Source organism: Laspinema olomoucense D3b (assembly GCF_025370785.1).
GTDB classification, from domain to species: Bacteria; Cyanobacteriota; Cyanobacteriia; order Cyanobacteriales; family Laspinemataceae; genus Laspinema; species Laspinema olomoucense.
The window spans coordinates 1-21,717 of sequence record NZ_JAMXFA010000039.1 but is presented as its reverse complement, the minus strand read 5'-3'; the positions used below and the strand labels follow the sequence as shown (position 1 = coordinate 21,717).

Here is a 21,717-nt window from a genome sequence, read left to right as displayed (position 1 = left end):
CCCTGTTTGAGTATCGAAGGGAATCTTTTCATTCCCGTTTATATTTAATATTATCGCAGCATCCACGCGCCATCTTCTCCCCTGACAACGCGGCGATCGCTTATGCTATCTAACGGGTATTCCGGGACATTTTCGACTTGAATCGGCACCGTGGCCTCCTTATTCTCATTTTTCATCACTATTTTACCATGAACACGAGGGAATAATGCTTTCCATTCGGTTTCGGTTAATTCGGTAAGCAGAGAAATATCAGGGCCATCATCTAGGTCTAATTCTTCTTCCATCATAAGACTCATAATTACTCCTGATACGGCGGCATCTACCTCTTCCTCTGTAATATTATTAGTATCTATCAGAAGAGTCATCAGACTTTTGTCGGGGTGAGTGGCGATCGCCCGAATAATACTCGCCAATTCCTCAAGCAAAGGCTCTTCCGGCTGACTCCAGTCGGGAAAAATAATTAAGTTAACCTCTCTTAATCGCAGGGCCTTTGCGAACTCGCTCTCTTCTCTTTCAGAAAGATACCCGGGACGGGACATCAATTCTATAGATTCTAGCAATTCGTGGGCCTCGGCAAAATCTGGCACCGCCCGAATCACTTCACTCACTGCTTGTTTTGCTAAGGGAATATTGTTCACCTTTAGGGCTAGTTGCGCCACATACCACCCGAGTCGCCAGTGATTACAACCTAAATCAATCGCTTTGATAAATTCTGTAAGAGCTGCATCATACTTTCCTTGATATTGGTCTCTTAACCCCCACCAGAAGCTTAAGTAACCATCATTTTCATAGTAATCTCGATATTGGGAAATTCCACCCTCTCCAGTTGCTAACAATGTGGAAGCTCTAGCAATTTGGTGATCAGCTTCAAATAACTCTTCAATGTTGTCCGAAGCCTGACTGACTTTAAATTCAGGAGCCGTATCGCCCAAGGATTGGATAAAACATTCCGAACCCGAAAGTTTTTCTACCTTCCCCGTCACATCTTCGAGAGAAATTAGTTGGTCAACTTGCCTATAGCCCATCATCACACCCCAAGTGCGATCGCGCTTGGGGCGTTGTAGCAGTCTTTCATAAATCGGATTGAGTTTCTTAGCTGCATTTTCTGCCCCAAAAATTTGTTTAGCATATTCTCGGGCATTCCCCCCTAACCTCGCCCGTTCTTCCGGATGATGGTATAAATATTCAATTGCTTGTTTGTACTCTAATTCACTGTGAACAATTAAGCCGGTATAGTCATCAACTACTAAGCGTTTGATACCCCCGTATGGGAAGACTACCGGCGGAACTCCAGCAAACATCGCTTCTTGTAAATTTAACTCTGCTGCTGCATAAGTATCCTCCCCCACAGGATACCCGTAAATATCTAAATTCTCTAAAACGGATTTGATATCTTCGACAAACCCCCTAAATTCAAATCGCTCCGTAGCGCCTAAAAGTCCTGCTTGCTGCTTGAAATAGCTTTTGAAAGGACCACCACAAACAATAAACCGGACATTTGGAATATTGATCGCTGCACTCATTGGGACATAATTTGGGTGCATCTTGGCTAAGTTAACCGTGCCGATGTAGCCGACATTAAAGCTATCGTGAACTTGGGGCTGCAAGTTAGACAATCGCTCAAAGTCTGTTCCATCATAAACCATGCCAATTTTGTGACATCTAACTTCAGTGGGGAGACTGTGAAAGACAGGTAACTCATAGGAGTATGGATTGCAGGCAATGGCAAAATCTGAGAAACCGACCAACTTTGGGGTGATGACTTGGGGGGCGCGATCGCCTGCAATATGAAACCACATGAGTAGGCGCATTTCGGGCAGATTTGACCGCAAAAATTCATAAAGCTGAGGATTATTCCAAAAATGGACCTGGACGATATCGGCACTTTCTATTTCCCGCACCAGCGTTGCCCTATCAGGTGCGTTAATTACTCTCATTCCCGCTTCTATTGCCTTCTCCACAGCATTGGGCTTCGCTGGAGCTAATGACATTATACGGTGCTGAAACCCGCCCAGCTTAGATGAATACTTAGCAGTTGCCATCATAGACAATGCCGCACCCCCAATGCCCAGAGATTGCATAATATGAAGAATTTTAATAGAATTCATAGATTGTTAGTGTTAAGGTTGGGTTTACGATAGACTCGAAGGGTAGAAAAAACCCCCGGGATAATGGGAAGATGAGCTTGAGTCTGGGTTGGATCCGTTGGATATAATAAGGGAATATCTATTACTTCACAAGCGTAAGTATTTTCCATTAATTCCTGGCAGGCTTGCCTAATTCCCGGTTCTTTGTCCAGTCCGTGGTGAAAAAAGATGGCATCCCGATTTTCATCAGTAAGGGGTGGTAAATAGTCGTGAAACACTAAGATTCCCCCAGGGGCCAAAAGCGGATAATAATCCAAAACATCTTTTCGCACGCCTTCGTAGCTGTGATCACCATCAATAAAGATTGCTATGGGTAGGTTGCTGTCTTGCTCGAAGATAGCCTGTAATTCAGGAGCAGCCTGATGGGAGAACATGGGCAAGTGAGTCACATCTAGTTCTAAGTTTTTAAGAACTTCATATAGCTGAGGCTGTCCCCCAGGCTCTACCGCAAATCCGTGAAACGGGTTAGCCCTTCGTTTGAAAGCTCGCCATGTTAGAAATAGAGAACTTCCCGCAAAAGAGCCGATCTCTACAAACCTGGAAAGCGAGGACACTTGGGGAAGCAAATTTCGCAAAACGTAATATAACTGAAAGCGTTCGTTGCATGACATTTGGCTCATCAGCCCATGATTAACCGGATCATCTTCTATGAATTCCTGGACTAATTCGGGAGGAAATATCGGATTGATGGCAAATTTTTCTTGACAGTTAAACCAGACTCCGGTCCCGTCAATGGGATGCAAATTAAACTTGATTTCACGTTCATTTTCAAATTCATCAATAGCTTGCCGACACCCCGGCCAATGACCATAATCATCAACCTGAATAATACCTTCATTTACGACGCGATCGTATAAATTATCCAAAATGCTTTTGGTGGATTCATACCAATCGCCATCCATGTGTAACAGTGAAATCATGCCAATGGCATTGCGGACCGTCGGTAAAGTATTTTGAAAATATCCTTTGACGGTTTGAACAATATTCAAAACGCCTAGTTTATGGCAAATCTCTACAACGCTGGCTTCTGGAGCTGCACAAGTGCCTGTTCCCCAGCCGGTGGCGTCAGCGGGAATGCCATTGAACTGATCGGCATCTGTAGGGGCTGGCATTCCATCAAAAGAGTCAAAAGCATAGAGCCAACGGGGTTGCTTTGTATAACGTTTAATGACACTGGCTAGTAAAGCTGTGGAACCTCCACCAGCAACGCCACACTCCACAAAATTACCGGGAATATTTTGTAAACAAATGTATTTTGCTAGAGAAAACAGGGAATATAACCGAGCTTCGCTCAACATCGTATAGGGACGAACAACTTGGAATAACTCCTGAAATTCTGCATCTTCGATCTCTCCCGAGACCATTTGCGGGTATTGCTCTACAAGTTTATCCAGGAGTTCCCGAGCTTCAGTATTTTGTTGGAAATATCGAAGTTCTTCATACAGGCATTCTAGGGCGGATGCCAGTTGGTTTACTCGTAGAAAATAAAGGGAGCGCAAATAATCCTGCCCGATGGTGGGTTGCTTTAAAGCTTTAGCTTGGTTCAGTAAATGAAATGCTTCTTCATGGCGATCGCCCTTCAGGGCTTGGTTGGCTTTTTTCATCAAATTACCCACATGACCAGGCCAAATTTCCTCTAGCAATAACTGAGCTTTTTGGTGACCAGGCACTAGCTGCAATAACTGATTCAACTCGTCCACCGCTGCTTTAGGACGTCCCAAGCGTACCAATGCTATAGCCTTGCCATAATTAAGGTGGGGAATATCTGGGTGAAGGGCGATCGCATTTTCAAATCTATCCAACGCTTCTGCATTATTCCCGTCATTTAGGCAGGCGATCGCTTCGTGAATAATGGTGAATTGACTAGAATTTTCTTTGACTTGAATTTGTCCACTAAACATAGTTTTCTCGGTAAAATCATCGGCTTGATTGTCGCGAATTATAAGCTCCGGGTGCTTGAGCGGAAACACCATCGCCTCTGTGGGTAAATTCCCTAGGGGATTACTACCTTGGGTATGAGTAGCTTCTGCTGTAAAGCCGATATTAGAAACTAAATTAACATTCGGGAGAATTGTTAACCCTCCCTGGATCCAACAACAAAATTGCCAGGGATAATCCCAGGTATCTATTTGGCGATCGTAAACATTTTGGAAAATATGTGACCAGCAGCGACTTGCGTGGTTATCTTCAAGAACTTCCTCCAGCCAATTTTCCTCTCGAACTTTCGGCCAAAGTGCCATTTTGTTATCATAATGCTGCCATGCTCTACGCCATGTTGCCCACCCCCAAGAATGGGCATATCGGGAGAAGTAGTAACTGTCATCTTTGCCTCGGTGTCCAAACTGAAAATTATCTCCGGAAATCGCCATGATTTGCTCGTTATCCCGGTATCTTTCTAATAATTCCCAACAAAAAGTAAAGAAACTCGGATGAGGAAGACAGTCATCCTCTAAAATGATAGCTTCTTCAACAATAGTAAATACCCAATCTAGCCCACTAGAAATTCTTTCCCGACACCCCAGGTTTTTCTCGGAATAATTGGTCAAAACCTCGCATTCCCAGTCAATCCGATTTATTATCGCCCTTGCCTGGATACATTTTTCCGCTTCTCCGGGGCGATCGCAGCGAGGGCCATCAGCAACGACGAACAACTGATGGGGTTGAACCTGCCGAATTAATTCAAATACTGTTTCAGTTATTTCGGGTCGATTGAATATAATAAAACAAACAGCTCGAATCGGATAATTTTTTTTCATTTTTATAAAATAAACCTTGCTTTTTCTGGACAATGTTATAAGTAATTACTCACTTCTATATATATAAATAATTTGTGGTTTTTTGATAAAAACTATAAATTATTCCCCGACTAGCTTCCCGCTTACTTAACCCTAAAATTTATATTTTATCTAAATCCTCTAATGTAAGTATCGGGATATTTGTAGGGAGGGAATTGTTCTCTTGATTTTCATCCAATAAAATGCAACCCCTTATTTTATTCCCTAAAACTGACCATTCTTTCTCGCTTAGTTCTCCGAGGGGAGCAATTACTAGCTTCTCCATACCTTCTAAATTTTGTTCCAGGAATATTTTCATAATGACGCTTGATAGCACTAGATTGGCGGCCTCTTCCGTAATATTTCTAGTATCGAGCAGCAAGGTTTTATTTAAAGGATTGGGTAGACTAGCAATTTTGATGATTAGAGATTCAATCTTTGGCAAAAGTAAATCTTCAGGTTGAGACCAATCTACAAAAACTACTAAATTAATGTGTCGGAGTTCCAATCGTTTGAATAGTTGTTGTTCGGTATTCTCTTGAATTGATTTTTCAATAATTTGCCATAAGTTTTCAATACTTTTTTCTATACTAAAATTAATACAAATCCGTTCTCTGGCTGCTTTACCTAGCTGGGATGCTAACTCAGGCTCTTCCACCAATCTCACCATGCAATCAGCCATTGCATCTATATCGGCTTCTTCAACTAAAAAGCCTGTCTCTCCATCGATTACTACTTCGGGAATCCCTCCACTCCGAGTCGCCACGACGGGTAATCCAGATGCTCCAGCCTCTACGAACACCACCCCTAATGCTTCACATTCTCCATCCGATTTAGTCATGGAATGCTGGATAAAAGCCCTCGCCGTTCGCATAATTTCTGCTACTTCTGTCGGGGTTTTAATTCCTACAAAATCAATGTAATTGTAAAGTTTAAGCGCTCTGGTTATTTGTTTACAAGTTTCCAGTAAAGGCCCCGTACCCACTACAATTAAACGAGCATCCGGGTGACGTTCTATCACTTTTTTAAAAGCTAAGATACTCAGGGGAGGCGCTTTGAGATCGACTAAGCGTGATACGGCTAGAAAAAGAGGGGGTGATGTGGCTGGATTCGCATCGCAAAATAGGGAGGTATTCACACCATAAGGATTAACTATCACCTTGCCTTCTGGCGCACCCATCTCTAGTAACTGCTTTTGAATGAAAATCGTTGGTGCTATAACCGCTGCTGCTTTTTCAAAAAGTTCTAAAAAGCGCGTTCCCATGCGCTCAAGTACATCATTAATCTGGGTATCACCCCCATGAGTATGAACAATCAGAGGCAATCCGGCTTCTTCACAAACGTCTAGGAGTCCTACACCCACCGGAGCATATTCTGCTAGGACAGCTTCCACCTGATTATCCCACAGGAATTGTTTGAGTATCGACATATCCTGCAATGGTGGGGAGCTTCTGTGGAGTACAATCACCCTTGCAGGTAAGCGTTCGATATGGGCGTGAATGAAGGTTTCAGAGTAGGCGTTTTCATTGGGATGAACAATACATATCACTGGCTCTTTTCGCTCGTTGAAGACAGAATTTATCTTTTCTTGTTTGCTAGTATTTCGAGCCATTTGTTTAAATTCCTCATAACCTATAATAAAATAAATATTATTTTTTATCGTAAATAAAATAATATTTCTAAAATTAAACTATAAAAATGAGCAGCATTCTTATAGTTTTCTATAATTATTTTTTAAAGTAAAATTTAAAAATGAATTTTTGATTTAAGTAATTACTTACCATTTGTCCGGGTTGACCTTCTTAATGTGACTTAATGTGACATTGAATGTTTAATTTGAGCGAGTTGTTTTTTGTAATTTTCTCGATCGCCATTCAATCTAATCAGTTGCTCCAAAGTCTCCATCGCCCCCGGCAGGTCATTCAGCTCGATGCGAACCTTAGCTAGTCCTTCTAATGCTATCTGATTCTTTGGTTCTCGCTGTAATACCAGTTCGTAACCGCGTGCTTGATCTGCCAGTTTTGAGGCTGCTGATGTAACTTCTGTATTGGCCTCGGTAGGGGCTTGTTGAAAGTAGCTGCCAAAAAGCTTAACCGTGTTGAAAAGCAGCGATGAGCTGATTGAGGCGATTGAAATCACTACAAAAAACTGACGAATTTTCTTCATTCGTCGATACCGTGGCATATTATACTCTCTTTCTAGGGATTTTTCCTCTGAATAACCCATTACTAATCCTATGCTTAGGTAAGTTTATCATTAGCCGGGAGCTAAATCTAACAGTCAGCTTACCCACGGGTTCTAAAAAAGCGATCGCCCCCTTCACTAAAATTCAACTAACTTTACTTTGAAAAACACTTATGTTCTTCTATAACGGCAATCTGCACGACTCTAGCACCATCGAACTCTCGATCGCTGACCCGGCTCTCCTCTACGGCGCCACTGTTTTCACCACTCTACGGGTTTATGAGCAATCCTTAGATTCTCCCCTGACTGCATGGCAGGCGCACTGTCAGCGTTTGAAATCTTCGCTGGAACCCTTCCAGTGGCCTGAACCGGATTGGCAGCGGGTGCGGGAGGGGGCGGAGTTGATGAGGGAACAGTGGTCGGTGTTGAGAATTGCTATTTTCCCGGATGGGAGAGAATTAATTATAGGGCGAATTTTACCACAGGAGTTGCCGAATCGTCAAGAAGTTGGGGTGAAGGCTTGGGTGGCGGCGGATTCTTTGTTTATCCGATCGCTCCCGACTCATAAAACCGGCAACTATCTCTCCTCCTGGTTGGCGCTGCAAGCGGCTCAACGGCAGGGTTGCCTAGAGGCTATCCTAGTAGATGGTCAGGGGAACTGGTTGGAAACGAGTACGGGAAATCTGTGGGGATGGCGGGAGGGACGGTGGTGGACACCGCCTATCGAGGTGGGGATTTTACCCGGGGTGATGCGATCGCAGCTTTTGCAGTGCCTAGAAACCCACGGTCATCCGGCCATCCTCGAACCCTGGACAGCCGAGGTGGTGAGCGGGTTTGAAGCCTTGGCTTATAGTAATAGTGTGGTAGAAGTCATTCCTCTATGTGAAATCTTCTCAGAAAACAAAACTCGGGTTTATCCCTCTTCCCATCAAGGGTTCAGCCAATTACGTCAGCTTTTCCTGGGGTAGTTGCCCCGCAAATTCTGATAATACGTTAACATTAGTTAACACAGTAGAATAAAAATAGCCCAAACACCCCCCAATCCAGAACTAGGAGGACCGCTGGTGAATAAAAAATGGAGAAACGCCGGACTATACGCAATGCTGGCGATCGTTGTCATCTTCGTGGCAACTACATTTTTTGAAAATCAAACATCAAACGAGGAAACCTGGCGCTACAGTCAGTTTATCCAGGAAGTTCAAAACAACCGCATTGATAAGGTAGTCATTACCTCCGATCGCTCCCGGGCCCGAGTCACCGCTCAGGATGGCAAAAAGGTCGTGGTGAACTTACCCAACGATCCGGAACTTCTCAACATCCTCACCGACCACCGGGTCAATATTGAAGTCTCGCCCCAAGGGGATGAAGGATTCTGGTTCAAGGCGCTCAGTAGCTTATTCTTCCCTGTTTTCCTCTTAGTGGGCTTAGTCTTCTTGCTCCGTCGTGCTCAAAATGGCCCCGGTTCTCAAGCGATGAACTTTGGCAAATCGAAAGCACGGGTGCAAATGGAACCCCAAACTCAAGTCACCTTCGGGGATGTAGCCGGGATTGAGCAAGCCAAACTAGAACTGAGCGAAGTCGTAGACTTCCTGAAAAATGCCGATCGCTTTACCGCTGTTGGTGCCAAGATTCCCAAAGGTGTTTTATTAGTCGGCCCTCCGGGAACCGGCAAAACCCTCCTGGCGAAAGCAGTGGCGGGTGAAGCGGGCGTCCCCTTCTTCTCCATCTCTGGCTCAGAATTCGTGGAAATGTTTGTCGGGGTCGGTGCCTCTCGCGTCCGCGATTTGTTTGAACAAGCTAAATCCAACGCTCCCTGTATCGTCTTTATCGATGAAATTGACGCCGTAGGTCGTCAACGGGGTGCCGGTTTAGGCGGTGGCAACGATGAACGGGAACAAACCCTCAACCAACTCCTGACGGAAATGGATGGGTTTGAAGGCAACACCGGCATCATTATTATTGCCGCCACCAACCGTCCTGACGTACTCGATGCCGCGTTATTGCGTCCGGGTCGTTTCGATCGCCAAGTTGTGGTTGATCGCCCTGACTATGCGGGTCGTCGGGAAATCCTCAACGTCCATGCTCGCGGTAAAACCCTGGCGAAGGATGTGGACCTCGACAAAATCGCCCGTCGGACTCCCGGTTTTACAGGTGCCGACCTGTCCAACCTGCTCAACGAAGCGGCAATTTTGGCTGCACGGCGCAATTTGACCGAAATTTCGATGGATGAAATCAATGATGCCATCGATCGCGTCCTTGCTGGACCCGAGAAAAAAGACCGGGTAATGAGCGAAAAACGCAAAACTCTGGTTGCCTATCATGAAGCCGGTCATGCTTTAGTCGGTGCCTTGATGCCGGATTATGACCCGGTGCAAAAAATCAGCATTATTCCTCGGGGACGTGCAGGGGGATTAACCTGGTTTACCCCTAGTGAAGAACGGATGGATTCCGGTCTTTACAGCCGGTCTTATCTGCAAAATCAGATGGCAGTGGCCCTTGGCGGTCGGATTGCGGAAGAAATTGTCTTCGGTGAGGAAGAAGTCACCACGGGTGCTTCCAATGACTTGCAACAGGTGGCACGAGTCGCACGGCAGATGGTCACTCGCTTTGGGATGAGCGATCGCCTCGGTCCTGTGGCCCTAGGTCGTCAGCAAGGCAATATGTTCCTCGGTCGCGATATCATGGCAGAGCGTGATTTCTCCGAAGAAACCGCTGCGGCAATTGATGATGAAGTCCGGAATCTAGTGGAACAAGCCTACGGACGCGCTAAAGAGGTACTCGTTTCTAACCGTCACGTATTGGATCAACTCTCCCAAATCCTGATTGAGAAGGAAACCGTTGATGCTGATGAATTGCAAGAGTTGTTAGCTAACAGCGATGTGAAGATGGCGGCGATCGCCTAATCGACTATCGAGCAATCGAGGGTTGATGATCAATTGGAAACTCAGCCATGATTGAGCTTGAGCAATAAAAAAGTCGGGGAATTCCTGGGATAAAGTCCAGAATCTCCCCGACTTTTTTTATTGCAGGAGTTGGAAATAGCTTTTCCCACACTTGTTGTTATTGTTATTGTCGAAAAAGCATCTACGAATTTCCTTGAAATCTTGATCTGAACCGTGGGAGAATCCATTCCATCTCCTGGCGATCGCGATTAAGCGCTTTGCATCACCTGTTGAAGGTGTTGGCGCAGCTCTTGGACTTGCTGCATTTCCGATTCCTTGAGCTTTTGCAACAGTTCCACGCAAGGCTGTGCTCCGGCTGCTTGAGCATCTTGAATGTAAGTATCGTAAGCATTCACCGCTTCACACTTGTTTTGCATGACGGTCAGCAAATCGTACTCCAAATTGGCGATGCCATGTCCATTTCCATTTCCAGACATAAACTAATCCTCTTGTGATGTTTTCTAACACTTTAGTCTGACTCCCGCTCCCCTGATGAGTCATCTACCAAAAAGAGGAAGCACACCTGAGTCAAAAGGAAGGTGTCTCTGGTTACAGAATGAGAGTTCCGGTATTGCTCGCTACTGGAGCCATTAGCAGAATCAACAACCAGTTGTCCAGATGGCACAGTCCTGTTCTGGTGGCGAGAGATGATCTCCCGATAAGCAGAGTTACCCCAGGGTAGACGCTTGGGAAAGTGACACCACAGCGGGAGACGCCACTCTGGGGTTTTGGTTATTCTCCGTTATAGAAAGTCAATCTAAAACGGAAGTCAATCATGCGTTTATCCACCTCGGTCTTACTGTTCGGTCTGCTGGTTTCTACGGTTGCTGTGCAATTCTGTGGGTCTGCTCCGGTGTCGCTACAAGGGGTCGAGTCCGATCGCACCGCTGAGATTTTAATGTCCAATGAGTCCCGCTGTGGTTTGCATGATGGCCGTCGCTGCGACGATCGCTCGTAGTCTGATTGTTAGAGTCGAGATTTGGTCAATTTTACGGACGGATCGCCCCTTAAAAATTGATGTCCGGTCTATTTTTAATAGAAACTCTTGTTACTTTATTAGTTCGGCTGCCATAAAGGGTGCAATACAGAAATGGCAGGAAAACTAAAAATACAGGGTTGATATCCTGATTCAATTCAATGCAGTTTACCGAATTCCCCAGATCCGAATAGTGCGATCGCCACTGCCCGAAGCGAGTCTACCCCCGTCGGGACTAAAGGCAATTGATTCGACCCATCGCGAATGTCCGGATAAGGTTTCTACCAGTTCTCCACTCGCTAAATTCCAGAGTTTAATTCTCCCGGTTAACGTGCCTCCAGCAATCGTGTTGCCATCGGGACTAAATGCTACCGAAAACATCGTTCCGGCATGACCCGAAAAAGAGCTAATTTCTTGCCCTTTACTCAAATCCCATAATTTAATCGTATTGTCTGCACTACCGGATGCCAGCATCTTGCCATTGGGGCTAAACGCTACAGAAAACACGGTTCCTACATGGCCGGAGAGTTGCTGCTTTTCGGTTTGTGCTAATCCGGATTCCGTGGCTTGACTGGCAACTGACCATAATTTAATCGACCCATCCTGAGAAGCACTGGCTAAAGTTTGACCATCGGGACTGAACACCACAGAAAAGACAGTTCCTAAATGACCGTTTAAGGTTCCAATAGCTTCCCCAGAATCCAGATCCCACAGGTAAATATTCCCCTCTTCCGAACCACTGGCGAGGAGTTTACTATCGGGACTAATTGCAATGGAAGAAATGCCCAAAGATGTCCCGGCGATGGTATCGAGTAATTCTCCCGTGGATAAATTCCAAATTTTAATGGTTCCGCCGTACCCATTGCTACTACTAACCAAAAGCGTTCCATTGGGGGCGATCGCCACCGATGAAACCATTTCTCCGGCATCAGAATGTCCGGTTAAGGTGCGAATTAAAGCGCCGGTTTCTAAGTTCCAAATTTTAATTGTGCCATCAAAACTCCCCGAGGCGATCGCCCCTCCATCGGGAGTCACCGCCACCGATCGCACGTCTTGGGAATGTCCCGTTAAGGTATTTGACAATTTGATATCATTAACCGCAATTGTTCGGGATAACTGCCGGTTGCTGGCGAGTAAAGAAGGGGATATTTTCCCTTGAGCTGCCTTAACTGGGGCAGAATTGTTCGGGGAATTAACAGGGGTGACAGCAGTTTCTCCCACATTCTCTGGGACGGACAAAACGTCCTGAGTCACCTCCAAAGCGGATTGCTCTACCACTGCCCCCGCATTCCCTAAGCTAGAGAGTCCCAACCGATACACATTCACCTGAGTAACGGCAACCACCCCAAACAGGACCACCCCGCCCCCCAGAACCAATTGCATTTTCCACTGTTCCAGCTTATCTAACAGTCGGTTTGGGGGCTTCAACACCATGAACTGGCCCCGGGATTTCCCCCTCTGATGCAACATCACATCCAGTTCCCCTAACCGTTGCAAAATCACCTCGGTACTTTGGGGGCGTTTTCCCGGTAACCGCGCCATTAATTCATCGATAAAATCTGCTAATTTTGGGGAAATATGAGGGGCCGCCTGTCGCCAGCGCAATTCATCATTGAGGGGGTCATAAAAATCTAGGGGATGTTTGCCCGTGAGTAACTGCACAAATGTCCGTCCCAACCCAAAGAAATCCGACTGGGGAACGGGTTTACCATTTTCCTGTTCCGGAGGTGCATATCCTTTAGAAGAAATCACCGTGCCTTGTTGTCCCACAGCCATTTTTGCTAGATAGGTTCCGCTGACTGCGCGGGCGGAACCAAAATCAATTAAGGTTAATTGTTCAGTCCCAAACGCTTTGATTTGCGCCGGGTCACGGAGCATAATATTTGCAGGCTTAATATCGCGATGAAAATACTGCTGATTGTGAACTTGATGTAAGATTTCTGTAAGCTGTAATAACCATCCGACTGCCTGTTGCTGGGTGATCGGTTCATAGTTACGATTTCCTAACCATTCCTCCAAATTCTGACCCTGGATTTTTTCCATCACCAGGCAATGGACTGGGGTTTTGCTATATCGAGGGGTAAAGGTAAAATAACCTCCCGGTTCCACTGCTGGAATGCCGGGGTGTCTGAGGCGTTGTAAAACTGCTGCTTCTTGTTTAAATAAGGTAATGGCTTTGGGATTTTGTTCCGTCAGCACTTTCAAAACCTTGGGAAACCCGCGATCGTCTACTTCAAAGGTTTGCCCAAACCCGCCGGTCCCCAAGAGTTTCACGATGCGATAGCGTCCTGCCACAACAAGTTCTGAACCGCATTGGCGACAAATGCGATTATTGGCATTTAAGGGGTCTGCGGGTCTCGGACAGTAGGGGTTGATACAGTAGCTCATGGATGGCTACGGGCTTGCAATATCCCGGCTATAGGCTGATTAGGTATGCCTGGGCTTTTTAATATTAGACTTAATTTTAAGGGGTTCATATCATCCCGATGAATTAATTGAGCGGGAATCTGGAAAACTGAGGGTAGAGGTTCGTAAATTCTGCTATCTAGCCTAGGACACCGCTACAGTAATTAGATAAGCGAGGACAAGAAACTGGGTTTATTAACCATTACTGTTGCTAATTACCACCATTGGGGTGCACAAACCCGCTTGCTCACTGCTACTGTACTGGAACTCTAAGGGAACTGGGCATAGTGGGTTCAAGGGAGCATCTCCTGAAAGGCCCGAAGACCTGAGATCATCCCCCCTGCCCCCCTCCCCTGATTCTTGGGGAGGGGGGTGAACTGTTCTAAATGGAGATGCTCACGGGTTCAAGGGGTTAAACTGGCTGAGTGCCAGAAAAGAGTCTCGATCGCCTCTTGATGCGCTCTTGGGTACGCGCCTTCCATTAGGATAACAACAAGGAGTGCTGACGAAAGGGGGGAAGCGCTTGAGGGAGCAAGAATCACAGGTGGAGGTCACCAATGGTTGAGATATTAAGGGGGCTGAATTCTCCCCAAAGGCCAGATTGTAGAAAGGTCAAAGGATGATGTCTGAAAAGTCCTGGTTAAAATTGTTACAACAATACCGCGCGATCGCGGTGATTCGTGCTGCGACCTTTGAATTGGGGTATGAAATGGCCCGGGCAGTTGCCCGAGGCGGGATTCACCTGATTGAAATTACGTGGAATAGCGATCGCCCTGAGGACCTGATCGATATCCTGCGATCGGATTTACCTCAATGTACCATTGGCACGGGCACGCTGTTAAATCAGGGGGATCTCCATCGGGCGATCGCTGCTGGTGCTCAATTCCTGTTTACCCCCCACACTGAACCGGCCCTGATTCAAGTCGCCGCTGCTTCTGGAATTCCCATCATCCCTGGGGCGCTTTCTCCGACGGAAATCGTTACCGCTTGGCACTCGGGCGCCAATTGCGTTAAAGTTTTTCCCATCTCGGCGGTGGGTGGCCCCCACTATATCCAAAGTCTCCACGGCCCCCTCGGTCACATTCCCTTAATTCCTACCGGCGGGGTTAATCTCCAGAATGCCATTCATTTTCTTAAAGCTGGGGCGATCGCCGTCGGACTCTCCGGGGATTTATTTCCCAAAAAGCTGATCGCCGAGCAAGATTGGGACGGGATCTCGGACCAAGCCCGAATCTTGACCTTTTCTATCCAAAACTTTAATAATCTTTAATAATAATGAGATAACCTCCTCCGGAAATTAACCCCTTCGGGATTGTAGCTAACTTTCAAATAAAAGTCCCAATCCCACAACTTACCCACTCTTTAACACAATACGCCGTTTTCAACAAGTCTGTTCTAGATATAAATTGACTTCCACTGTGAGGAACTATGAAAAAAAACATCAGCTACATCCGTCTGAGTCCCGTGCGTTTGTTCGGCGCAATCAGTGCCTTGACCCTCTCTGCTTTCTGTAGCTTTTCTCAACCCCTAGTTGCTCAAGCGGTAGAACATGACCGGATTGCCCGAATGATGCTCGATTTGCAATCCTCCCCGGACCGCTGGATTCAAATTGACCTGACGGAACAAAAATTAATGGCTTGGGAAGGCAATAAAGTCGTCTATGCGGTCAGTGTTTCCACTGGAAAAGAAGGCCATTTGACTCCTCCTGGTACCTTTGCCGTTCAAACCAAGTATGAAGTCACCCGGATGCAAGGGGATACCTACGATGTTCCGGACGTTCCTTTTACGATGTACTATTATGGCGGTTATGCCATTCATGGTGCTTACTGGCATAACAATTTTGGCACGCCCATGAGTCACGGTTGTACCAATGTCGCGGTTAATCACGCTGAATGGTTATTTAATTGGGCGGATGTGGGAACCCCGATTGTGGTTCATTATTAAGGAAAGATTTAGCTCTAATTAATCGGGAAACGACTAAAGTCGGGACGTTGAACTTGGGTAATTATTCTTCAGTTAAACGTCCCGACTTTAGTCGTTCTTGGGGAGTGCCAGCATCTGGCTCACACTCCACACAAGATCTATCAATGCACTTCTGAGCGAAATTTGTACCTCCTGAGTCCGGGAACCGTTTTAGGGTTTAACTCAATTGCACAACCGCTTGATCCTCCAAGAGGGTTTGATTGGTGAATAAATCTTCCACCGTAATTCGCAAAAAGCGTTGTTCATCGACTTGAAATAACACCTTGACGCGATCGCTCCCCGGGTGTCCGGGCGGATTCAGTTTGGCAATACTTCGGGCCCCCTCTTTATCATTCAGGGGTTGCACGGCTATTTTGCCAGTTTCCAATCGCTTAGTTACCAGGCGATCGCCATCAAAATAAACCTCAGTTCCTCCCGTATCTGCTCCTAATTCTCCAATAATTAACTCAATACTCGGCTGATTATCCAAGGATGCACCGAGCATTAATTCCACAGGTTCACTCATGGGATAGGGTTGTCCTTCCCGGACTAAGGGATGCCAATTGTGGCATTGATTGCGCCGGTCCCAATAGCGAATACCGTAACTGTGATAGAGAAAATCTTTGATTTCTATCCCTTGACTCAGTTGTAGCGCACCTTGGGCGACGGCTTCAAATGGGCGATCGCGACGAATCTTGGTTTCATCAAAATATTGCTGTACCCAGTTTTGAACTGCTGGAATCAGTGCCGTTCCTCCCACCAATAACACCGCATCAATATCGGCTAAGTCCAATCCCTGCCGTCGCGCTTGCTGACTCACCTGGTTCATGGCATCATCCAAAGACTCAAAAAACTGATGTTTTGCCAGAATTTCTTCAAACCCACTGCGGTCTAATTCTAAGGAATAGGTTTCCAAAGTTTCATCATTAAAATAAACCTCTCGGGCTTGTTTTTGTAAAGAGAGTTGAATTTTTAACCGTTCTGCCAAGCGCGTTGTTAGGGGTGTTTTTGCCATGCCTTGAGTTTCCGCAAAATAATCCACTAACCAATTATCCAAATCAGTACCGCCTAAGTTCTTCCCCGCTTTGGCTAAAACCCGCGCAGTTTTGACTTTTTGACCTGAACTTTCGGCAAATAGTTTATCTCCCCATTTGAGAAGAAATCCGAGGGGTTGTTTTCCAGCCGTTTTATCCAGTTGAACTAACGATAAATCCAGGGTTCCACCCCCAAAGTCTACAACGAGCAAGTTTTCACCATCGGTGAGTCCATATCCCAAGGCAGCAGCGGTGGGTTCATCGATGATCCGGACTTGTTCGACTTGCAGGGATTGGCAGACTTGTCCCAACCAGTGGCGATAGGCTTCAAAGCTATCCACGGGAACGGTTAAGATTAAGGAGTCTACAGGAAGAGGGATTTGGCGCAGGGAGTTGACGAGTCCGGTAAGGAACCATTCCCCGACTTTTTCAAAGGTGACGATTTCGCCATCAAGTTCCGGGAGGAACCCCTGGATATCGGTGCCGATGCCGCGTTTAAAGCTGCGGAAGAACCGGGGGTCAGTTTTGAGGTCTAGGCCCTTGTCGCGGACTTGTTGCGCGATCGCCACCTGTTGTCGGGTGGCATTTTCGACGTACAATAAGCTGGGAATTAAGGGTGGATTTTGACCCAACTGCCAGGATAATCCCGGCAGTTTCAGGGTTTCCGGTTGCTGGGTTGCAGAATTCCAGCGCGAGATGACGGTGTTGCTTGTTCCAAAATCAATTGCGATCGCCATTGGGCTATAGGTTTCAGGGACAGTTAGGAATGCTTTAGCTAATATCCTATCGAACCACAGGACTGGGTGATTCTCTCCCCGAGTTGAGATAGGGTTGATTTCCGAGGGAGTCCGAGTCTGAAATGGAGTCTGTAATGGAGTCTCAACTATCCTTAATAATTTATCCCCAATCAGCGCTCCATGATCTGCACCAGTTCTTCAGAGTATTGATCTATTTAGGGCATAAACCGGGGCTTTGGAAAAAAATGATTCAGGCGGCCCACAATGAGGGACACCCAACAGAGGCTTTTATGGGGAACTCTGAGCGTCACCAGGTTTTAGTGGGGAGAAACAAAAAAAACAGTTTCAACCATTGTTAAAAGATAATGCGAATTGTAAACTATCCTGAATGCTGGGGATGTCTTTCCCCATTTTGGGCAATAATAATTAATAGGGGGTGCAAATGTGGGTTAAATCGAAAAATTAAGGCGGATTGAGTTGTCATTCCCTCCCTCTAATCGTACTGTGGTTTATAGTCGGCTTACCACTGTAAAATGAGGAGCCTGAAATCGAGTCATCAGCCGCAGGAAAATCAGGAAACCTAGAGCGGGACGGCTGACCAAAGGATTCACGCTTCATGAGGTAGTGGTTGTAAGCTGATCAGGACTTGATACCGGGAATCTACCTGCATCTCCCTCGAAGCAGCCCCGAGCTAAGTGAATTTATGGAGTTCATTTTTTCCTCTATATGTAAACAGAAAAAGGACTAAAAGCTGGAAATAAAATCATTATTTTTTAGATTAAAAAGGGGAAATTACCTACTATGTTTGCAAATTTAAAGCTCCGAAATCAGATGGTGTTGGGATACGGCCTGCCGATCGCCATTGCGATCGCGGGATTTATGATCTTTACTTATGAATCCTCCCAAAGAGTCAGTCGCTCTTTTGAAAACGTGGAATTGATTCAAACCCGACTCATGACCTTAAATGATCTCACCTATACCGCATTAGGTATGGTGAGAGAGGCCCGAGGATATCTCGTGAATGGAAATCCAGATTATTTCGACCGATATGAGAGCGCAGTCAGTGAATTTGACAACCTCGTGAATGAAGCAAAGGAACTCTATGTGCTTCCTGAAGATCGAGCAGTAATTATGGAGATGATTGAGCTAACTAGAGGCTACATCACGTTCTTTACTGAGGTTAGAAACCTTTACGATGCCGGTAAAAAGCAGGAGGCGATCGCCCTATGGTCCAACCAAAAAGGCACGCAATTAGTAACTCGCTTTAAGCAACTCACCGAGGAGTTTGAAGCCAAGCAAAAAACCTTGCTCTTACAAGAAAATGAGGAGTCAACCCGCACGTTACAAAGCCTAGGGATGTGGATAACCTTGGGCTGTTTCTTATTAGTAGCCATTGCCGTCATCGTGGCCCTGATTATTTCCTCCAGTATTGCCCGAATCATCCGCCAAGAAACCAATGCGATCGCCTCCGCATCTACCGAAATTGCCTCCACCGTCGAGCAACATGAACGCACCCTCTCTCAACAAGCCACCTCAGTTAACGAAACCAGTGCCACAATGACAGAATTAGGCTCATCCTCCACCCTCACCGCTGAGCAAGCCCAATTCTCCGAAAACAATGCCAATCAAGTCTTGAAGCTGGCCGAATCTTCAGTTCAGGGCGCTCAAGATGTCTTAACCCTCGCCGATCGCGGTATCCAAGCCGTGGAACGCACTCAAGAAGGAATGTTAGTCTTAACCGACAAAGTAGAAGCAATCGCCCTCCAAATTCTCCGATTGAGTGAGCAAACTAACCAGATTAGTAACATTACCAGTCTGGTCAGCGACCTCGCCGGACAAACCAATATGTTGGCCCTCAATGCTGCAGTAGAAGCCGTTCGTGCGGGAGAAAATGGCAAGGGATTTAGCGTAATTGCCACAGAAATTCGTAAACTAGCTGACCAAAGTAAAGCCTCCGCCCAAAAAATTAGTACCCTCATCGTTAATATAGAATCCGCCATTGATTCAACAGTCACCGTCACTGAAGAGGGCAAAAGGAAAGCCCAGGAAAGTATCATCCTCTCTCGCGAAACCGCCGAAGCCTTTTCCAAGGTCACCCAAGCGATTAATGAAGTGATTTTGAACAATCAAGAAGTATCACTCAATGCCATTAATGATGTCGTCCTCAACTCCAGGCAAATTTCCCTGACCACAAAACAGCAAGCCGTCGCCATTAACCAGGTGGTCACCGCTATGACCGACCTCAACCAAGGTGCCACCGAAACCGTCAACGGCATTAACCAAACCAAAATCGGGATTCATAAATTAAATCAAACCGCCCAAAATTTGAATGCGTTGGTCTAAGTAATATTTCCGATAATTTCCCTAATTTCCTCCCGGTAAATCATGGCATTTTGGGGCAGGGAGATAGCCTGTATTCCAAAGATTTTACCTAAGTAGATCCATCTAGTTCGGTAAATTTATGGTTCTTCCTCGTGACTTCAAAAGCAGCCGAATCCCCGTCTAAAATCCGGGGTTCGGCTAAAATATTTTAGGATAAGAAATAGGAATCCTTGGGGGAATTAGACTACCCCCACATTGAAAAATTTCAAGTTAAGAGTCCGCCTTTTTTTTGCTTTTCCAACCCAACCCCACGCCCTTCAAGAAGTGGTTGAAGCGATAAATAATCTCAACCCAGGCGCAGTCCAAACCGCTAGTGGTATCACCCAAAGCCAAGTCGGGATTCAAAAGCTCAATGAAGCGGCCCATAGTCTGCAAACCATTGTCTAATTCTAGGGGCAATTTACCAATTGCCCCTAAAATTTAGCGAAATCGGAGATCATCGCCTCATCCGGGAGGCCAACCTAGGGACCGTCCAGCGAGAATATGTAGGTGCAAATGATCCACGGTCTGACCCCCATCCTCACCGCAATTAATCACTACCCGATAGCCATTTTTGAGTTCCAGTTGTTCGGCGACGCGCTTAACAGTTAAGAGCAAATGACCCATCAAAGCATGATGGTTTGACTCAGCATCGGATAATTTGGCGATCGGTTCCTTGGGAATCACCAAGACATGAACCGGCGCTTGAGGATTCACATCTCGGAAGGCGAGGCACAAGTTATCCTCATAAACGATATCAGCCGGGATTTCCCGACGGATGATTTTACTAAAAATTGTCTCAGTCATAAAGGGTTGTTTGTTGTAAGTGCGGCTAGTTGCCATCTTACGGGAACAGGCGATCGCTGACAATTTCCACCGGCACAAAAAAAAGGCCCCTAACCAGTAGGGGCGCTTGATAGAGGAGAGTTGAATCGAAACTTAAGGATTAGCTGATGGCGACTGCGGTAAAAATCGTCAGGGCCACGAGCAAGGCTGAGGCCGCACCGTAAGCAATGTAGCGCTTTTGTTGCTCCGGCGAGGGATACTCGGCCCGATAAATTTTAGGCTCAGTTGCAAAGTTGTTCAGAATTCCGTTTTCATCAGTGCTAGTGTACATTTCGTTTGTCCTCGGTGGATTATGTAAATGAATGTAACGAAATTTTAAGAGTTCTTGCCGTAACTGGACTCAAGGTGTTAACCGTGGTATCGAGGTCCACCCTTCATCAATCCTTGCAGATTAGCTGATAGCCACTGCTGTAAAAATCGTCAGGGCCACAAGTAATATAGAAGCCGCACCGTAAGCTATGTAACGCTTTTGCTGTTCCGCAGAGGGATACTCAGCATGGTAAATCTTGGGTTCGGTGGCAAAGTTGTTCAGGATTCCGTTTTCATCAGTGCTGGTGTACATTTCGTTTGGCCTCGCTGTCTTTATGTAAATAAATGTAACGTAATATTAAGAAGTATTTCAGTGACTTGACGCACGAGGTTACGTGATGTTAATCACATCAAGCCGGAGACGGGGTGCAGAACTCTATATTGGTATTCTTCCCAGGAAGTGACACTTGAAGCCCTGATGCAGCGGGGGATAGAGTTCAGGGGCCATTCCTTGGGCAGAAGATGGATGTCCAGATCACTCAGATTCGATGATGAACTGCTGCCAGATTTCATGCAGAGATTTTACGGGTATGGCACCGCTGGGGGGATTATTTGTTTGTCGGTGTGGAAGAAGGCGGCGGCAATTGGTTTACGCCGATTTGCCAACGGCTTTAAGACGGCAGTTGGCAGGACAGGTTTGAAGCGGTTCCCCCAGTCCGGTCATCAATAGAATAGACCTCTGGCAAAAAACAGGATTGCTCCCCCCGACGCGCCTTATTAAGGGGGGTTTTTTGGAATTTTGCAAGAGGTCTAATATATAAAGGCCAAACTTTGGCGATGTTCTGGCCAAATCATGGGAAAATACCAGTTTTCCAAAAAACGGCGATCGCTGCCATCCCCACGATAGCCACTATGGGGAGTTGGTTAGGGGATTTCCCTGGGAAAATTTGAAGTAATTGGGAAGATAAATATTTTCGCTAATTTTTGATTTTAGCAAATTAATAAGATGTAAACTTTTCTATTTTTTAAGCTATCCTATTTTACATTTTAAATGACAAGGGTCTGTGTATGATTTGCACCGGAGATATAAACAAAGATT

18 protein-coding genes are annotated in these 21,717 nt (G+C 46.1%); 8 read left to right on the top strand and 10 right to left on the bottom strand.

Annotated elements, in window-relative coordinates:
- Window positions 1–50: 50 nt before the first annotated feature.
- From NG792_RS22915 to NG792_RS22900, 4 genes are all read right to left on the bottom strand, one after another.
- A complete protein-coding gene (locus tag NG792_RS22915) occupies window positions 51–2,108 on the bottom strand; it encodes a glycosyltransferase family 4 protein (protein ID WP_261236922.1) in 2,058 nt (685 codons plus the stop codon).
- Window positions 2,105–4,903, bottom strand: a complete 2,799-nt coding sequence (locus NG792_RS22910; protein WP_261236921.1) for a TylF/MycF/NovP-related O-methyltransferase — start codon at window positions 4,901–4,903, stop codon at window positions 2,105–2,107. Before NG792_RS22910 ends, NG792_RS22915 begins: the two co-directional genes overlap by 4 nt.
- Window positions 4,904–5,042: 139 nt before the next feature.
- Window positions 5,043–6,533, bottom strand: coding sequence for a glycosyltransferase (locus NG792_RS22905; protein ID WP_261236920.1), 1,491 nt, complete (start codon window positions 6,531–6,533; stop codon window positions 5,043–5,045).
- Between the two features lie 200 nt (window positions 6,534–6,733).
- Window positions 6,734–7,087, bottom strand: coding sequence for a tetratricopeptide repeat protein (locus NG792_RS22900; protein WP_261236919.1), 354 nt, complete (start codon window positions 7,085–7,087; stop codon window positions 6,734–6,736).
- A gap of 191 nt (window positions 7,088–7,278) precedes the next feature.
- Here NG792_RS22900 and NG792_RS22895 point away from each other — a divergent pair, with 191 nt between their 5' ends.
- Window positions 7,279–8,073: an aminotransferase class IV gene (locus tag NG792_RS22895; RefSeq protein WP_261236918.1), complete on the top strand. Its 795-nt coding sequence runs from the start codon at window positions 7,279–7,281 to the stop codon at window positions 8,071–8,073.
- A 96-nt stretch (window positions 8,074–8,169) separates the two neighbouring features.
- Window positions 8,170–10,008, top strand: coding sequence for an ATP-dependent zinc metalloprotease FtsH3 (gene ftsH3, locus NG792_RS22890; protein ID WP_317618942.1), 1,839 nt, complete (start codon window positions 8,170–8,172; stop codon window positions 10,006–10,008).
- A 248-nt stretch (window positions 10,009–10,256) separates the two neighbouring features.
- On the opposite strand, the gene NG792_RS22885 is transcribed toward ftsH3, so the two are convergent.
- Window positions 10,257–10,484, bottom strand: coding sequence for a hypothetical protein (locus tag NG792_RS22885; RefSeq protein WP_261199144.1), 228 nt, complete (start codon window positions 10,482–10,484; stop codon window positions 10,257–10,259).
- Between the two features lie 338 nt (window positions 10,485–10,822).
- Between NG792_RS22885 and NG792_RS22880 the strand changes: the two genes are divergently transcribed.
- Window positions 10,823–11,005 carry a hypothetical protein gene (locus NG792_RS22880; protein WP_261199143.1) on the top strand — a complete coding sequence of 61 codons (183 nt, stop codon included), beginning with the start codon at window positions 10,823–10,825 and terminating at the stop codon, window positions 11,003–11,005.
- A gap of 186 nt (window positions 11,006–11,191) precedes the next feature.
- Here NG792_RS22880 and NG792_RS22875 read toward each other — a convergent pair whose 3' ends face one another.
- A complete protein-coding gene (locus tag NG792_RS22875) occupies window positions 11,192–13,411 on the bottom strand; it encodes a serine/threonine-protein kinase (protein ID WP_261236917.1) in 2,220 nt (739 codons plus the stop codon).
- Between the two features lie 640 nt (window positions 13,412–14,051).
- Between NG792_RS22875 and NG792_RS22870 the strand changes: the two genes are divergently transcribed.
- Window positions 14,052–14,699: a bifunctional 4-hydroxy-2-oxoglutarate aldolase/2-dehydro-3-deoxy-phosphogluconate aldolase gene (locus NG792_RS22870; RefSeq protein ID WP_261199235.1), complete on the top strand. Its 648-nt coding sequence runs from the start codon at window positions 14,052–14,054 to the stop codon at window positions 14,697–14,699.
- A 158-nt stretch (window positions 14,700–14,857) separates the two neighbouring features.
- Window positions 14,858–15,373, top strand: coding sequence for a L,D-transpeptidase (locus NG792_RS22865; RefSeq protein WP_261199141.1), 516 nt, complete (start codon window positions 14,858–14,860; stop codon window positions 15,371–15,373).
- Window positions 15,374–15,569: 196 nt separating this feature from the next.
- Here the strand turns inward: NG792_RS22865 and NG792_RS22860 are convergent, their stop codons facing one another.
- A complete protein-coding gene (locus NG792_RS22860) occupies window positions 15,570–17,162 on the bottom strand; it encodes an Hsp70 family protein (RefSeq protein ID WP_261199140.1) in 1,593 nt (530 codons plus the stop codon).
- Window positions 17,163–17,963: 801 nt separating this feature from the next.
- Between NG792_RS22860 and NG792_RS22855 the strand changes: the two genes are divergently transcribed.
- Together NG792_RS22855 and NG792_RS22850 are read left to right on the top strand one after the other, a co-directional pair.
- Window positions 17,964–19,505, top strand: a complete 1,542-nt coding sequence (locus NG792_RS22855; RefSeq protein WP_261236916.1) for a methyl-accepting chemotaxis protein — start codon at window positions 17,964–17,966, stop codon at window positions 19,503–19,505.
- Window positions 19,506–19,808: 303 nt separating this feature from the next.
- Window positions 19,809–19,931, top strand: coding sequence for a hypothetical protein (locus NG792_RS22850; protein WP_261236915.1), 123 nt, complete (start codon window positions 19,809–19,811; stop codon window positions 19,929–19,931).
- Window positions 19,932–19,988: 57 nt separating this feature from the next.
- Here the strand turns inward: NG792_RS22850 and NG792_RS22845 are convergent, their stop codons facing one another.
- The 3 genes from NG792_RS22845 to psb34 (NG792_RS22835) form a co-directional block, all read right to left on the bottom strand.
- Window positions 19,989–20,330: a histidine triad nucleotide-binding protein gene (locus tag NG792_RS22845; protein WP_261236914.1), complete on the bottom strand. Its 342-nt coding sequence runs from the start codon at window positions 20,328–20,330 to the stop codon at window positions 19,989–19,991.
- A 139-nt stretch (window positions 20,331–20,469) separates the two neighbouring features.
- Window positions 20,470–20,640 (bottom strand): photosystem II assembly protein Psb34, encoded by a 171-nt coding sequence (psb34, locus tag NG792_RS22840; protein WP_261236913.1) that lies wholly within the window; start codon window positions 20,638–20,640, stop codon window positions 20,470–20,472.
- 120 nt (window positions 20,641–20,760) lie between these two features.
- Window positions 20,761–20,931, bottom strand: coding sequence for a photosystem II assembly protein Psb34 (gene psb34, locus NG792_RS22835; RefSeq protein WP_261199135.1), 171 nt, complete (start codon window positions 20,929–20,931; stop codon window positions 20,761–20,763).
- 213 nt (window positions 20,932–21,144) lie between these two features.
- On the opposite strand from psb34 (NG792_RS22835), the gene NG792_RS22830 reads away from it, so the two are divergent.
- Window positions 21,145–21,348 (top strand): hypothetical protein, encoded by a 204-nt coding sequence (locus NG792_RS22830; RefSeq protein WP_261236912.1) that lies wholly within the window; start codon window positions 21,145–21,147, stop codon window positions 21,346–21,348.
- Window positions 21,349–21,717 lie beyond the last annotated feature (369 nt).